Origin of the sequence: Streptomyces sp. NPDC091416 (genome assembly GCF_044756845.1) — a bacterium.
Lineage (GTDB): Bacteria > Actinomycetota > Actinomycetes > Streptomycetales > Streptomycetaceae > Streptomyces.
Window position 1 is genome coordinate 450190 of the sequence record NZ_JBIVTU010000003.1, and the last position, 13876, is coordinate 464065.

General features: G+C 71.2%; 15 protein-coding genes. 9 read left to right on the plus strand and 6 right to left on the minus strand.

Annotated elements, in window-relative coordinates:
• Positions 1-89 precede the first annotated feature (89 nt).
• The gene (locus tag ACIQMX_RS12570; RefSeq protein ID WP_402477140.1) at positions 90-641 is read left to right on the plus strand and encodes an ArsR/SmtB family transcription factor; all 552 of its coding nucleotides are present in this window, start codon (positions 90-92) and stop codon (positions 639-641) included.
• 60 nt (positions 642-701) lie between these two features.
• On the opposite strand, the gene ACIQMX_RS12575 is transcribed toward ACIQMX_RS12570, so the two are convergent.
• Both ACIQMX_RS12575 and ACIQMX_RS12580 read right to left on the minus strand, forming a co-directional pair.
• Entirely contained in the window at positions 702-1130 is a 429-nt protein-coding gene (locus ACIQMX_RS12575) for a pyridoxamine 5'-phosphate oxidase family protein (protein ID WP_402477143.1), read from the minus strand.
• Positions 1114-1536, minus strand: coding sequence for a MerR family transcriptional regulator (locus tag ACIQMX_RS12580; protein ID WP_402477146.1), 423 nt, complete (start codon positions 1534-1536; stop codon positions 1114-1116). Before ACIQMX_RS12580 ends, ACIQMX_RS12575 begins: the two co-directional genes overlap by 17 nt.
• Positions 1537-1588: 52 nt before the next feature.
• On the opposite strand from ACIQMX_RS12580, the gene ACIQMX_RS12585 reads away from it, so the two are divergent.
• Entirely contained in the window at positions 1589-2704 is a 1116-nt protein-coding gene (locus ACIQMX_RS12585; RefSeq protein WP_402477149.1) for an alkene reductase, read from the plus strand.
• 235 nt (positions 2705-2939) lie between these two features.
• On the opposite strand, the gene ACIQMX_RS12590 is transcribed toward ACIQMX_RS12585, so the two are convergent.
• The gene (locus tag ACIQMX_RS12590; RefSeq protein WP_402477151.1) at positions 2940-4517 is read right to left on the minus strand and encodes a penicillin-binding transpeptidase domain-containing protein; all 1578 of its coding nucleotides are present in this window, start codon (positions 4515-4517) and stop codon (positions 2940-2942) included.
• Between the two features lie 278 nt (positions 4518-4795).
• Here ACIQMX_RS12590 and ACIQMX_RS12595 point away from each other — a divergent pair, with 278 nt between their 5' ends.
• Together ACIQMX_RS12595 and ACIQMX_RS12600 are read left to right on the plus strand one after the other, a co-directional pair.
• Entirely contained in the window at positions 4796-5683 is an 888-nt protein-coding gene (locus ACIQMX_RS12595; RefSeq protein WP_363069376.1) for a LysR family transcriptional regulator, read from the plus strand.
• Positions 5680-6594 (plus strand): serine hydrolase, encoded by a 915-nt coding sequence (locus tag ACIQMX_RS12600; RefSeq protein ID WP_402477154.1) that lies wholly within the window; start codon positions 5680-5682, stop codon positions 6592-6594. The genes ACIQMX_RS12595 and ACIQMX_RS12600 overlap by 4 nt, the downstream gene beginning before the upstream one ends.
• Before the next feature lie 73 nt (positions 6595-6667).
• Here the strand turns inward: ACIQMX_RS12600 and ACIQMX_RS12605 are convergent, their stop codons facing one another.
• On the minus strand, positions 6668-7375 hold the full coding sequence (locus ACIQMX_RS12605) for a DUF2470 domain-containing protein (RefSeq protein WP_363069380.1): 708 nt from the start codon (positions 7373-7375) through the stop codon (positions 6668-6670).
• A gap of 309 nt (positions 7376-7684) precedes the next feature.
• On the opposite strand from ACIQMX_RS12605, the gene ACIQMX_RS12610 reads away from it, so the two are divergent.
• The 3 genes from ACIQMX_RS12610 (at position 7685) to ACIQMX_RS12620 (ending at position 9615) form a co-directional block, all read left to right on the plus strand.
• On the plus strand, positions 7685-8206 hold the full coding sequence (locus ACIQMX_RS12610) for a hypothetical protein (RefSeq protein ID WP_363069382.1): 522 nt from the start codon (positions 7685-7687) through the stop codon (positions 8204-8206).
• 87 nt (positions 8207-8293) lie between these two features.
• On the plus strand, positions 8294-9124 hold the full coding sequence (locus tag ACIQMX_RS12615) for a class F sortase (RefSeq protein ID WP_402477158.1): 831 nt from the start codon (positions 8294-8296) through the stop codon (positions 9122-9124).
• A gap of 80 nt (positions 9125-9204) precedes the next feature.
• Positions 9205-9615, plus strand: a complete 411-nt coding sequence (locus tag ACIQMX_RS12620; protein ID WP_402477161.1) for an SRPBCC family protein — start codon at positions 9205-9207, stop codon at positions 9613-9615.
• Between the two features lie 58 nt (positions 9616-9673).
• Here the strand turns inward: ACIQMX_RS12620 and ACIQMX_RS12625 are convergent, their stop codons facing one another.
• Positions 9674-9916, minus strand: coding sequence for a hypothetical protein (locus tag ACIQMX_RS12625; protein ID WP_402477163.1), 243 nt, complete (start codon positions 9914-9916; stop codon positions 9674-9676).
• Between the two features lie 194 nt (positions 9917-10110).
• Here ACIQMX_RS12625 and ACIQMX_RS12630 point away from each other — a divergent pair, with 194 nt between their 5' ends.
• A complete protein-coding gene (locus tag ACIQMX_RS12630; RefSeq protein WP_402477166.1) occupies positions 10111-10833 on the plus strand; it encodes a DUF4232 domain-containing protein in 723 nt (240 codons plus the stop codon).
• Positions 10834-10851: 18 nt separating this feature from the next.
• On the opposite strand, the gene ACIQMX_RS12635 is transcribed toward ACIQMX_RS12630, so the two are convergent.
• Positions 10852-12069, minus strand: coding sequence for a helix-turn-helix domain-containing protein (locus ACIQMX_RS12635; RefSeq protein WP_363069392.1), 1218 nt, complete (start codon positions 12067-12069; stop codon positions 10852-10854).
• A 139-nt stretch (positions 12070-12208) separates the two neighbouring features.
• On the opposite strand from ACIQMX_RS12635, the gene ACIQMX_RS12640 reads away from it, so the two are divergent.
• Positions 12209-13735, plus strand: coding sequence for a long-chain fatty acid--CoA ligase (locus ACIQMX_RS12640; RefSeq protein ID WP_402477168.1), 1527 nt, complete (start codon positions 12209-12211; stop codon positions 13733-13735).
• Positions 13736-13876 lie beyond the last annotated feature (141 nt).

The following is a 13876-nucleotide window of genomic DNA, read 5'->3' on the forward strand; positions in this document are numbered from 1 at the left end:
GTGCATGCCTCGGACGGCCGGAGCCCGGGCCCGGCCCGGTCCGTGGCGCCACTTGACCGAATGCTTTGCAAAGTAGCACCCTTTGCAAAATGAGCGAAGAGAACCGCCAAGTCCCCTGTGTGGATCCCCTGCTGCACCGCGCCCGCCCGCGGCTGCCCGACCATCCGGTGCGCGTGGCTCTCCTGGACCTGCTCGCGGAGGTCGGCACGGTCACGTCAACCCAGGCGGCCGCCCGGCTCGGCCACAGCTCCGGGCTGTGCTCCTTCCACCTGCGGCAGCTGGCCCGGCACGGCCTCATCGAGGAGGCGCCGCACAGCGGTGGCCGCGTGCGGCCGTGGCGGCTTCGCTGGGCACCCGCCGAGGAGGGGCCCGAGGAGTTCGCCGTGACGGCACGCGGACTGGAGGACGAGAGTGACGAGCACTGGCTGGCTCACCGGGACGAGGCACCGGGCGAGTGGCGGCAGGACGACGCCTTCAGCGCCGTGGTCCACCTCACCCCGGCGGAGACGGCCGAACTCGCGGCCTCGATCCGCCGCCTGCTGGCCGGCTACCGCGACCGGGACGAGGACCCGTCGGCCCGGCCCGCAGGCACGGTGCCCGTCGCCGCGATCACCCGGCTGTTCCCTCTCCTGGGCCACTGAGCCCGCGCGCGGACGCGCGGCGCCGCACGTGCGGCGTGCGGGGGCATGAGCGCCGGCGTCTCAGGCCGCGCCCAGATCGGCGCTGAGCCAGTGCTCGGGCCGCATGTGGATGACCACCTGCTCACCGTGGGCCCGCCACGCGAAGTCGACGTAGCCGTCGACCTTCTCCGGAGGCAGATAGCGGGACGACATCTCCACCAGCTGCTCGCGGGTGGCGTCGCGGGTCGTGAGGACGCCGCCTTCGACGGAGACGTATCGAACGGTCGGCGTGACCCGTTCGACCAGCAGGGAGAACCGGCCGGCCGCGGCGATCGCCAGCCCCTTCCGGGAGTCGCGCCCGGTCATGATCCACAGGTCGCCACCGGGTTCGTACGCGTACCAGATCGGTACGAGCAGAGGCGCCCGGCCCTCCTCGGCCGAGGCCACGGCCAGTGCCGCCACATGCGGCTCGGCCAGGAACTGCTCACGCTCTTCACGGGTCAGAGGCACGGGGAACTCCTTCGGGTTCGTACCGATTCCTGTCCGGCTCCGCGAGAGCATCGCCTGCCGCCGTCTCGATGACGTCGTCCAGGACCTCGCGGGAACGGAGGAGGTCGTCGATCATGCGGTCGATCCGGTTCCGCTCGGTGGTGAGCTCGTCGACCAGGGCGGGGGTGGCCCGCAGGGAGGGGCCGCCGTCCTCGTCGCGCATGCAGGGCAGGATCCGCGCGATCTTCGAACTGTGCAGGCCGGCTGCGTAGAGTTCCTGGATGCGGATGACCCGGTCGACGGCCCTCTCGGGGTAGTCGCGGTGACCGCCGGGCGTCCGGTCGGCTGCCAGCAGCCGCTGTTCCTCGTAGTAGCGCAGCGAACGCTCCCCGACACCGGTACGAGCCGCCAGTTCCCCGATACGCATACGCACCCCAGGACTTGAATCTCACATCAGTGTCAGGTTCTACGTTACCGGCATGACGCACACACGGCAGGACTCCTTGGCATCCCGGCTCTTCGAACCCGCCCGGCTCGGTGGCATCGGACTGGCGAACCGCCTGGTCATGGCTCCGCTGACACGCAATCGCGCCGGCTCCGACGGCGTCCCCGGTGAGCTGATGACCACCCACTACGCGCAACGCGCCTCGGCCGGTCTCATCATCGCCGAAGGCACGACCCCGAACGCCGTCGGGCAGACCTACCCACACATCCCAGGAATCCACAGTCCCGCACAGATCGCCGGATGGCGCCGCGTCACCGACGCGGTGCGTGCGGCTGAAGGCGGGAGCCCGATGTTCCTCCAACTACAGCACGGCGGCAGGGTCGGTCACCCCGACACGAGCGGTCACATCCCGCTCGCACCGTCCGCCGTGCGCTTCCCGGAGACACTGCAGACACCGGGCGGGCTCCGAAACGCCGTCGCGCCCCGCGAGATGTCGGCGCGGGACATCGGATCCACCATCGCCGATTTCGCCACCGCGGCCCGCAACGCCGTCGAAGCAGGATTCGCCGGCGTGGAGGTGCACTCGGCCAACGGCCATCTGCTGCACCAGTTCCTGGCCGGGAACACCAACCGCCGCACCGACGCGTGGGGTGGCCCGGCGGCGAACCGCGTCCGCTTCACCGTCGAGGTGACGCGGGCCGTCGCGGAGGCCATCGGTCCGGAGCGGGTCGGCGTGCGCATCTCACCCGGAGAAGGCGTCAACAGCATCGAGGAAGGCGACACCGAGGACATCTACGCCGCGCTCCTGCCCGCACTCGCGCGCATCGCCCCGGTCTATCTGCACCTGGTCCACGCCGACCCGGACCAGCCGCTCTTCTCCCGGATCCGCAACGCCTGGCCGGGCACACTGATCGCCAACCCGGTGCTGTCGCGCGAGGAGACGGCGGCTGACGGCGGGATGGCGCGAGGGGAACGGCTCCTGGCCGAAGGCGCCGAACTCATCGCACTGGGCCGCGGATTCCTCGCCAACCCCGACCTCGTGGAGCGACTGCGCAGGGGCGAGCCGCTCAACGAGATCCGACCGGAGTTCCTGATGCACGTCCACGAGGAGGAGGGGTACAACGACTATCCCGTGCTCGCGCGGCTGTGAACGGTACGGGCCGCAGCCAACCGGCGACGGCTCCGAACGGCACGGCTCGCAGCCAACCGGCAGCAGCATCGAACCGTTCGGGACGCAGCCGGCCGGCCGGCCGTGCCGTGGCGGGCCGAGGCGCCGGTTGGCACGGAGCACGGTATGTCAGCCTCCGCCGTTCCGACGGCCCCATGACCCCACGACGGCCTTGGCCGAGGGCGCGGCCGGGCCTGCACGCGGGCACGTGACCCGCTCAGCGGGCCAGGTTGCGAAGGAACCGCGCGGCGACCGGTCCCGCGTCGGTGCCGCCGGACCCGCCGTCCTCCAGGAGGACCGCCCACGCGAGGTCGGAGTCGCCCTGGTAGCCGATCATCCAGGCGTGGGTGCGGGGCGGCTTCCCGGTTCCGAACTCGGCCGTTCCGGTCTTCGCGTGCGGGCGGCCGGGCAGTTCTCGCAGCACTTGGGCGGATCCCGATGTCACCGTGGCACGCATCAGCTCGCGGAGCTGACCGGCGACCTCGGCATCGAGCGCCGCCGGAGCCGTGAACCTCTTCTTCACCGCATCCGGCACCAGAACCGGCTGGCTGAACGCGCCGCTCTTGACGGTGGCCGCGATGGAGGCCATGACCAGCGGCGATGTCTGCACCCGTGCTTGGCCGATGGTGGCCGCGGCCTTGTCGTTGTCACTCGTCGTGACCGGCACACTTCCGTCGTACGTGGTCGTTCCGACGTCCCAGCTGCCCCCGATCCCGAACGCCTGGGCCGCATCCCGCAGATCGGTGTCGGAGAGCCGGCTGCGGGCGTTGACGAAGTACGTGTTGCAGGACTGCGCGAACACATCGGTGAACGTCGAGCCGGCCGGGAGCGAGAACTGCCCCTGGTTCTCGAAGCGCTGGCCGTTGACGTGCGCGAACTTCGGGCAGGCCGCGCCGTCTGCGGGCCCGGTGCCGCGCTTGAGCAGGGCCGCCGCGGTGACCACCTTGAACGTGGAGCCGGGCGGGTAGCGCCCTTCGAGCGCACGGTTGAGGCCGCCGGGCCGGTTGACAGCGGCCAGAATATGGCCGTTGCGCGGATCGATGGCCACGACGGCAGCGTGGTGTTCCGTCTCGGCCACGGCGTCGGCTGCCGCGGTCTGGATCCGAGAGTCGATGGTGGTCCGTACCGGACGGCCCTGGGCGGACGCGGCTGCGCCGAGGTCCTTGAGAGCGAGTCCGCTCTGCCGGTCCGCCACCACAAGGGACTTGCCCGCCTTCCTGCCTCCCGAGAGCACCTTGTCGTACCGGGCCTCAAGTCCTGAGGCGCCCTTGCCGCTGACCGGGTCGACGGTTCCCACGAGCGATGTGGCCCGCAGCGGCCGGCCCCGGTTGTCGAGCACCTTCGCCCGGGTGTCGTCCGCCTTGAGAGCGAGTGTCTGCCCCGGCTTCAGCTCCGGGTGGATCATCGGCGAGGTGAAGACGACCTTCCATGTCCCGGAGATCCGGTTCACCTCCGCCCGGGAGCGCCAGGTGACCTTTCCCGCGCCGGGTACTTCCATGGCCACGGAGAACGGGAAACGGACCTTGCCGTCCTCCTGCTTCCGGCCGCTTTCGTCGACGATGGTGGTTCGGGAGGGCTTGAGGTTGGTCAGTACCGAGGTGAGGAGCGACGCGGCGTTGTCGGGGGTGTCGGTGTGGCCCGCGGCCCCCTCCGCGTCCTGCCTCTCCCATGCCGCGAGGAAGGCGGCCAAGGGTCTGTGGGCGGCCGCGACCTGAGGATCGTCGTCCTCCTGCGCGGTGCTGCCCCAGAGACTGTGGGCGCCGTACCCGCCTCCGGCGAGCAGCGCAAGGGCCATGAGGATGCCGAGCCGACGCCGTCCGCGGCGCCGCGGCTCGTATCCCGTATGTGTGTTCCGGCTGCCGGCACGCGTCAAGGTGCTCTCCGTTCCGTTTCCGTCCGATCACCCGCCGGGGACGGCAGCCGGCATCCACGAGGGCGGCACAGGAAAGGGCGGCCCGCCCACCGCCCTGCCGGAGCCCTCGCGGGCAACCCCCGCCGGGAGTCAAACCCGCCACCTGAGCGCATGTCGAATACGCTCTCGGCATCAGGGTGATTCGCAAGCCGTATCACCGCATGTCAGGGGGGACAGTGCTGACCGAACGGCATCTGGAAATCTTCGTCGCGCTGGCGGAGGAGGAACACTTCGGCACGGCCGCTCAGCGTGTGGGCATCACCCAGCCGCCCCTGTCGCAGGGTCTGCGCCGGCTGGAGGCGCTGCTCGGAGTCCGCCTCTTCGACCGTGAGCGCGGGGTGTTCCTCACCGAGGAGGGGGCGGAGCTGCTGCCACACGCCCGCCGGGCCCTGGCCGCCCTCGCCGAGCTGCGGGAGACCGGTGCCCGCGAGCACGCGGACGGCCGGCGCCTGCGGCTCGGGCTGGCCCCCGAAGTACCGGCGCCCCTCGCAGCCGATGTGGCCTCCGCGCCCGTCCGGGCCGGCGAACGGACCCGGATCGGCATGGTGACGGCGCCGACGGCCGCTCTGCTCAGCGATGTCGAGACCGGGCGGCTCGACCTGGCGGTGATCCGGCACCCCTCCGTACTGCACGGCCTGGCCGCAGGCCGTGTGATCCTGCTCCCGACCTGGGTCCTCGCACCCGCGGGCCGCGAACAGACAGGCGACGCCGTGCCGTCGGACCTTCCCTTCGCTGTGCGCCCGCGCGTCGAGGCGCCCGCGGCCCATGACCTGTTCATCGACACGCTGGCCAGCCGCGGGCGCCGGGTGGACACCGTGGCGGTCGCCGACGATCGTGCCGGGCTCGCCCTGGTCGCATCCGGCCAGGCGGTGCTGGTCACGGCGGACGACGCGCTGACAGCGTCCGGAGTCGTGCGCCGTGCGGCGACGGATCCGCCCCTGCCCCTGAGGCTGCGCGTGGCCTGGAACCCGCGGCGGCCGGGTGCGGACGAGACGGCCGGGACGGCGCGACTGCTCGAGGACGCCCTGGCCCGGAAGGCGGCGCGGTGACGGGCCTGCGGCGAGGCGGCGCGGTGGAGCGCACCATCCGCGGCATGTTCGACGACGCGGGAGTCCGCGGCTGGCTGCATGTGGCGGAACTGCACCGCCCATCGGCCAGGGTCGCGATCGACCCCGACGCACAGCTGCCCATGGGCTCGGTCTACAAGGTGCCGCTCATGGTGGCCTTCTGCCGGCTCGTGGACGCGGGTCTCCTCGACCCCCGCCGCCGGCTCACCCTGGACCCGGTGGACCGCGTCCCCGGCCCGACCGGCGTGTCCCTCCTTCGCGACCCCGTGACCATGTCACTGCGCGACCTGGCCGCGCAGATGATGAGCATCTCCGACAACAGCGCCGCCGCAGCCGTTCTCCGGGAGGTCGGCGCCGACACGGTCGACGCCATGTGCCGGGAGCTGGGCATGTCCGGCACGCACATCCACGGAGGCGTCGTCAGCACGTTCAGCCGGCTCGTCGCCGAAACGGGCGCCCGGTCGCTCGACGCCGCCCTGGCACGCGTGAGCGACAACGACGCCATCGTGCCGGCGGGCGTGTACGACCCGGCGTTCAAGGCCTCCAGCACGGCGTCGGACATGGCGCGCCTCCTGCGGGCGATCTGGACCGGACAGGCCGCCTCCGAGGACAGCTGCGCCTTCATGCGCGAGGTCATGCGCAGCCAGCCGTGGACGCACAGGCTCGCCTCCGGCTTCCCCTACGACGACGTCACCGTCTACGGCAAGACCGGCACCTTCGGGGCGTTGCGTCATGAGGCGGGTGTCGTCGAGCTCGCGGACGGCAGCGCCTATACGGCGGTGGTGTTCACGCAGGCGGCCCGGGCCGACAACAGGCTGCCCCGCGCCGACGCCGTGATCGGCGCGGCGGCGCGGGCCGCTGTGGAGGAGCTGCGGGGAACGCAGGGAACCTGAGAGGTACCGCCCGTGCCGGCGCCGCGGAGCCATGGCCCTCGCCGGACTTCCGCGAACACGGCTCCGTACGACGTCAGGCGAACAGCCGGCTGGGGTGGGAAGCCCGGCGTGCGGCTGTCAGCAGGGCGTGGATCCGTGGTGCCGCCTGGCTCATCTCGGTCACGGGCGTCGCGAACGGCAGCCGTACGTCGCGCCGCTTGCGGGCGTACTCGAGTCGCAGGGTGATGCCGTACCGGTCCAGCGCCACAGGAAGGGCGCGCAGCATGCTCCTGTCCGGCGCGGGTCGCGCGAGGCGCAGCAGGAGCGGCACGAGTTCTGCGTGACTGTCCATCAGATGAGTCAGCATGTCCGCCTCGTGCGGGGCGACCGGATCGGGGGTGGCGCTCTGGAGGGCGGACAGCGGTACGAAGGTGCGGCCCCCGCCGTCGTCGAGAACCGCCTGGCCGAACTCCATGCAGACGCTGCTTGTGGCGGTCGCGTCATACGGCGCGGTCAGCAGCCCGGTCATCGTGACGCGGGCGCGCAGCCGGTCGCGTACGGGTGTGGGAGCGACATCCGTGAACTCCAGCCGGACCGGGACGGGCGCGGCCGGATGGGCCGGACCGGTTCCGGACGGTTCGTGGAGGTGGACATGGCCCATCGCGGCCGTGCCGTCGAGGCGAAGGACCTCGACGGGGTCGAGGCCGTCACTCACCACCGTCATCGAATGGGCTCCGGTGAGGATCGACAGCATGCGCTCGGCGGGAGTCGGCTGCGTGACGCGTGCGCTGAAAGGGCGCATCCAGGGTCTCCTGAGGGGAGGGTGCGAGAACCAACGTACTTAGGTATGCCTAACCTAACCTATTCGCCGGAGTGGAGGGAGAGGGGAGGGGGATATGGCTGGAATGTGACGGTGGTGAAGCCGGGATCGCGCGCCGCTGTGCTGACGTTCCGTGAGGGGCGTGAGGGTGCTGCTCCATTCAGAGCCCGCCCGGCCGAAGTCGAGTGGCGAGCGGTTCGGGCGGCACCTAGCGTCACCCTGGCCGAGAGGCATTGCTCGCTTATGAGGACAAAAGGTCCACAGCTGCTTCTCGAGAATCCGGAGAACCTCATGCGCGTGATACGTGTCGCTTCTGTCGCACTGCTCGGTGCCGCCGCTCTCGGAGTCGCTGCTCCGGCGGCCCTCGCCGACGACGGGAACCACGACATCACGTCGTTCGGCTTCACCGTCTCGCCGTCGACGGTGGCCCCCGGTGGCACCGTGACCCTCAACGCGACCGGGTGCGAGGTCCCGTCCGTGACCGTCAGCTCGGGAGTGTTCGACACCGTCACCCTTGAGGAGGGTCACTCGGCCACCGCGCGCGTCGACGACGACGCCAAGCCCGGGGCCGAGTACGACGTGACCTTCGACTGCAAGGGGGAGAAGGGCACCACGCCGCTGACGATTCGCGAGGGATCGGGCCACGACGACCACACGGGAGCCGTGATGCCCGGCAACGGTGTCCGGGCCGGAGCCGGTGGGAGCCTCTCCGGAATGAGCCCGGGCGAGATCGGTGCGGGAGCCGCCTTCGTCGCGGGCGCGCTCGGACTCGGTGCCTACAAGATGCGCCGCCGTTCCGGCGGCAGCGCCTGACGGGAGAGCGCTGAAGGAGGGGCATCGATGGACCGGGCCCTGTCGAGGGCTCGGTCCGGGGACCACAGGACCGAAAGCGGAGAAGACGTGCACAGAGCCGTGTGGCACGAGTGGATCGAACCCGCCGAACCCCCAGAACCGGCGCGCCAGGGCCTGTTCGGCCGGCGCAAGGCTGTCGACGGCCGGGATGAGCGGGGCGAGCGGAGCGGCCAGGGCGAGCGGGACCGCCGGGGCGAGCGGAGCGGCCGGGGCGAGCGGGGCGGAAGTAAGAAGGGCGGCGGCCTTCGAGTACCCGGCTGGGGCACCCTCGCCGTCGCCCTGCTGCTCGGCCTGGCCCTCATGCGGCACGGCCTCGGCGACGACGGCCCTCCGCAGCCCGCGTCGGCGGCCGGCGAGCGGTCCGGCGGCTCCGGTGCCGTTGCCTGGCCGCAAGGGCCGCCTCCCGAGCCTCTCACCCGCGCCCTGCCCGAGCGGATCACGATCCCCTTCCTCGACGTCGACGCTCCCGTCGGAAAGGTGGGCCTGGGCGCGGACGACTGGATCGGCGCACCGCCCCTGGCGGACAACAACCTGGCGGCCTGGTACGACGGTTCCGTCACTCCCGGCGAGTCAGGCACCTCCGTGCTCGTGGGCCATGTGGACAACAAGGCGGGCCCTGCCGTCTTCTACGGGCTCGGCGCCCTGACAAAGGGACGCCGCATCGAGATCGCCCGCACCGACGGCACCACGGCGGTCTTCTCCGTCTACGCCGTCGAGGTCGTCAGCAAGTCGGCATTCCCCGCCGACCGCGTCTACGCGAACACCTCCGATCCGGAACTGCGCGTGCTCACCTGCGGTGGCGGCTTCTCGCGGAAGGCGGGCTACGAAGGCAACGTCGTGGCCTACGCGCGTCTCACGTCCGTCCTCAAGGAGGGGTAGCCGGGATCGCGGCCCGGCCGCGGCCGGCCGCGTCCGTTTCCTTCAAGAAAATGAGGAAGGCGACCCGTATTCTCGCCGCCATGCAGAGCACCGGAAACGAATCGCGCCACATCAGTATCCATATCGCCAGCCCGGCCGAGACCGTGTACGCCTTCGCCTCCGATCCGGCCAACCTCCCCGCGTGGGCCCGGGGGCTGGGCGGCTCCATCGAGAAGATCGACGGCCAGTGGGTCGCGGAATCCTCACCCATGGGACGAGTCGTCGTCGCCTTCACGCCCCCCAATGACCTGGGCGTACTCGATCACGACGTCACGCTGCCCTCCGGCGACACCGTCTACAATCCGGTCCGCGTCATCGCGGACGGCACCGGCAGCGAGGTCGTGTTCACCCTGCGACGGCGGCCGGGAATGAGCGATGACGACCTCCGGCGCGACGCCGACATGGTCGCCGCCGACCTGGTACGGCTCAAGGACCTGACGGAGTCCCCGTAAGCCTCGTGACAGCCGGCCCGGCGCCGTCCGGCGCGGACGGGGCCGGGCCGGCGGACTGTCAGGCTCCTGTGCCCGGCCACGGCTCAGGCGCGAGCGCCACCAGGTCGTACTGCGGGCACGGCGTCGTGAAGCACTGCTTGGGCGCGGGGACGCAGACGTAGCCGAAGGGCGGCGAGACGGAGGCGCACGGACCGGCCTGCGCCAGGGAGGAGCTTCGCGAGGCGTGCGCCTGGGCGGCCGGGACGAGGGGCAGAGCAGTCAACGCGACCGCCGAAACGGCGCGCAGCAGGTTATTCATCACGAAGGACAGGCATAGCCTCCGCGGTGCCGGGACGACAGTCTCCCGCCGCCCAAGTCACCCGCCCGGGTGGACGATTTCCCCGCTGAGCGGCCCCGCCGTCGGCCGGTGGAGCCGCCGGATCCCGCCGCTTCCCTCACCGCACAGGTCCGCCGCGGACCAGGTTCAAACGGTTCGGAATCGAGCAGGTGAGTGATATGAGTCCACTCGAGCGCACCACCCCAGCACCGTTCGAGCCACCGGCCCGGACACGGGGCAGGGGGACGGGCCGGAGGAACCGCCCGCTCCGCCGCCGTCTCCTCGTCCCGGTCGCGATCGCTTCGGTCACCCTCGCGGCAGCAGCCTGCAGCGGTACCCCGGACTCGGCAGGGCCGCCCGGAGCGGCGCGTTCCGGCCCGGCCGGTTCCGTGCCCGTCGCTGAAAGCCCCTCCGCAGAGGGCTCCACCTCCCCGGCCGCGGGCACCCCCGACGCATCCGCAGGCCAGGACCACGCCGACAGCACCACTGCCGCCGCTCCGGACACCCGGCGCTGCACGGCCGCCGGGCTGACCATGCGCCTCGGCCGTGCCGACGCCGGAGCGGGCCAGGTCTACTACCTGCTCACCTTCGTGAACAAGTCCTCCACCGCATGCGCGCTGCGAGGCTTCCCGGGTGTCTCACTGATCAAGCGGGACGGCAGCGCGATCGGTGTGCCCGCCGAGCGCGAGGGCGCCATGCGGGGACAGACGGTGATCGGCCCCGGCAGTACGGCGGCGGTCACCCTGCACACCCTGAACCAGGGCATCAACGGTTCGGGCTGCTGGAGCCGGCCCGACTACCTGCGGGTCTATCCGCCGGGTTCCAAGGACGCCATGACGCTGCGGACATCCCTCCTCCACGTCTGCGGCGACCGCTTCACGACCACAGCGGTGGCCGGCTGACGAGGTGTGAGCGGAGCCTCAGGTCGTGCGGAGCTCAAGAGCCCGCACGGAGGCGTAGAACGCGGCGACGTCGGCCGGCCGGAACAGGGAACGGCCGGTGAGGCGGGAGATCCGGTCCAGCCGGTTGCGGACGGTGTTGCGGTGGCAGTAAAGGGTTTCCGCGATCTCCGTTGTGGAACCGGTGTCGGAATCCAGCCACGCGGTGAGCGTCTCCATGAGGTCCTTGCGGTCCGGCGCGGCCAGGACCGGGTCGAGCAGGGCGACACCCACCCGCAGCGCCAGATCGTGCCCGGCGGCGACCAGCGCCGCTGCCGGATCGTGATCGAGGGTGACCGCCCGGTGCGTGCCGGCCGGCAGTGACGCCTGGGCCAGAGCGGCCAGGCGGAGCGCCTCTGCGCTCTCACGCAACCGCCCGTACACAGGGCTGAGCCCCGCACGCCCCGCGACGGCGGCGCCGACGACCCCCAGCACGAGCGCCGGTCCCGGCACACGGTTGGACCCGGTGGCGACGGCCGGGTCCGGCAGCGCGACGATGCCCGCCAGACCGTCGGGGCGAGGGCGCCAGGCGGAGCGCAGTCCGTTTCGCAGCAGAGCCTGTTCCATCGCGGTGACGTCGTTGTGCTCGGCGACGACGCAGATGTACGGCCCCTGCTCGGGCAGGCCCAGCGAGGCGGCGGTGCCGCCCAGCATCGCCCAGTCGGCCGTCTTGCCGTTCAGGAGCGCGTCGAGCAGCAGCAGCCGCTGGAGCTCGTCGGCCCGCGCCAGGCCGACCAGCGTCTCCCGGTAGACGTCGTTGACCGTCTGCGAGGCGGCGTCCAGCAGGGACCAGATCGACATGGAGGCCTGAGCGATGTCGTCCATCGTCGTGCCGGGCTGTTCCTTCGCACGTTCGATGAGGACATGCGCCAACAAGCGGAAGCCGATGCGGAAGGCGTGCAGGACCGCATCGAGCGGAACGCCCTGCGTGGCCCGACGGCGTACACACTGCCGGGTGGAATCCGTGCGCATCGGGCGGCGGTCGGCCATGCACGTCAGCTGCTCGTACAGATTGCGCTCGTTGAAGTCCCTTACGTCGGCCTGGATCTCCCCGCTCAACAGGGCGTAGGGAGGGATCTCGGCGGTGATCGTGCGGAACAGGTCGTCAGCGAGGCGGTCCACCCGCTCCAGCAGCTGCGCGGCACATACCGACAACAGCGGAGGAACGGTCAGACCGCCATCGGCGTGCTGCTCTGGCATGCCGGCCAGCATACGGTTCACCGGCCGGTCCGCAATTGTGCGGTCGCACAAGGCGCGGGCCGTACCCGAGGTCGTCCGCCCACCGCTTACCGCGCCCGTTGTGCCTGAGCATTTCCTCACGAGCCGCTGAGGAGAACTGATGCTGAACCTGTCGTCCCTGCTGGAGCACAGTGCCCGGGAGCATCCCGGCCGCATCGCGCTGGTCCTCGGTGACACGCGCCTGACCTACGCCGAGCTGCTCGCACGATCCCGGGACATCGCCGAGGCCCTGCGGTGCCGGGGAATCGGCAAGGGTGACCGGGTGGCGCTGTCCTGCCCGAACGTGCCGGACTTCCCGGCCGCCTACTTCGCCATACTCCACGTCGGAGCGGTCGTGGTGCCGCTCAATGTGCTGCTGCGGCCGCAGGAGGTCGCGTACCACCTCACCGACTCCGGAGCCAAGGCCCTCCTCTGCTTCGAGGACACTCCCCAGCTGCCCCTGGCCGAGACGGGGAAGGCGGGATTCGACCGGGCGCCCGACTGCGAACACTTCCTCCTGCTGCACCGGATCGCCCTTACCGGTCCCGCGGGCGCCGTGCCTGCCGACGCGGTGGCCACGGACGCGGAGGACACCGCCGTGATCCTCTACACCAGCGGTACGACGGGACGGCCCAAGGGCGCCGAACTCACTCACCGCAACATGGCGATGAACGCCATGGTCGCCGACCGTCTGTTCACGGCGGCCGACGACGAGGTCATGCTCGCCGCCCTCCCGCTCTTCCACGCCTTCGGCCAGAGCGCGGTGATGAACATGGGCCTGCTCAGGGGCGCCACCCTCGTCCTCCAGCCCCGCTTCGACGCCGAAGAGGCCCTCCGGCTCATGCACCGCGAGGGGGTCACCTTCTTCGCGGGGGTTCCGACGATGTACTGGGCCCTGCTCGGCGCGCTCGGCACCCTGGACGCGGCGGTACCTCCGCGGCTGCGTACCGCCGTCTCCGGCGGAGCCGCGCTGCCCGTCGAGGTGCTCCAGCAGTTCGGGAAGGCCTTCGGCGTGGGAGTGCAGGAAGGCTACGGGCTGTCCGAGACGTCGCCCGTGGCCTGCTTCAACCCGCCCGGACTGACGCCGAGGCCCGGGTCGATCGGCCGGCCGGTGTGGGGCGTGCAGATGAAACTCATCGACGACGCGTGGCAGGACGTTCCGGGGGACGGCCGGGGTGAGATCGCGATCCGCGGCCACAACATCATGAAGGGCTACTACCAACGGCCCGACGACACGGCCGCGGTGATGAACGACGGCTGGTTCCGCACCGGAGACATCGCGCGGCGCGACGCGGACGGCTACTACTACATCGTGGACCGGGTCAAGGACCTGATCATCCGCGGCGGATTCAACGTCTACCCGCGCGAGATCGAAGAGGTACTGATCACGCATCCGGCCGTGAGCATGGCCGCCGTGGTGGGCGTACGACACCCCACCCACGGCGAGGACGTCAAGGCGTTCGTCATCCCGGTGCCCGGCACGGAGCTGAGCGAGGCGGAACTGATCGCCTGGTGCCGTGAGCGCATGGCCGCCTACAAGTACCCGCGCAGCGTGGAGTTCCGCGACAGCCTGCCCCTGACGTCCACCGGCAAGATCCTCAAGCGTCGGCTGACGGCCGGGACCGCCGGGGAAGCAGGACCCGCCTGATCAGCCCGCCGCCCGTCTTCACCACCGGCGGCGGAGCGCGCACACGCCGCCACCGGTGACAGCCGACCCTGAACAGAAACGGAGGCCGGTCTCGTTCCAGGAACACGCCATCGAGCACCGATGTGAACCGAACGATCCCTC

Coding starts and splice junctions, on each gene's coding strand:
- ACIQMX_RS12570 (WP_402477140.1), top strand. CDS start 90: ATGAGCGAAGAGAACCGCCAAGTCCCCTGTGTGGATCCCCTGCTGCAC.
- ACIQMX_RS12580 (WP_402477146.1), bottom strand. CDS start 1,536: ATGCGTATCGGGGAACTGGCGGCTCGTACCGGTGTCGGGGAGCGTTCG.
- ACIQMX_RS12585 (WP_402477149.1), top strand. CDS start 1,589: ATGACGCACACACGGCAGGACTCCTTGGCATCCCGGCTCTTCGAACCC.
- ACIQMX_RS12590 (WP_402477151.1), bottom strand. CDS start 4,517: ATGGCCCTTGCGCTGCTCGCCGGAGGCGGGTACGGCGCCCACAGTCTC.
- ACIQMX_RS12595 (WP_363069376.1), top strand. CDS start 4,796: ATGTCAGGGGGGACAGTGCTGACCGAACGGCATCTGGAAATCTTCGTC.
- ACIQMX_RS12605 (WP_363069380.1), bottom strand. CDS start 7,375: ATGCGCCCTTTCAGCGCACGCGTCACGCAGCCGACTCCCGCCGAGCGC.
- ACIQMX_RS12610 (WP_363069382.1), top strand. CDS start 7,685: ATGCGCGTGATACGTGTCGCTTCTGTCGCACTGCTCGGTGCCGCCGCT.
- ACIQMX_RS12620 (WP_402477161.1), top strand. CDS start 9,205: ATGCAGAGCACCGGAAACGAATCGCGCCACATCAGTATCCATATCGCC.
- ACIQMX_RS12630 (WP_402477166.1), top strand. CDS start 10,111: ATGAGTCCACTCGAGCGCACCACCCCAGCACCGTTCGAGCCACCGGCC.
- ACIQMX_RS12635 (WP_363069392.1), bottom strand. CDS start 12,069: ATGCCAGAGCAGCACGCCGATGGCGGTCTGACCGTTCCTCCGCTGTTG.
- ACIQMX_RS12640 (WP_402477168.1), top strand. CDS start 12,209: ATGCTGAACCTGTCGTCCCTGCTGGAGCACAGTGCCCGGGAGCATCCC.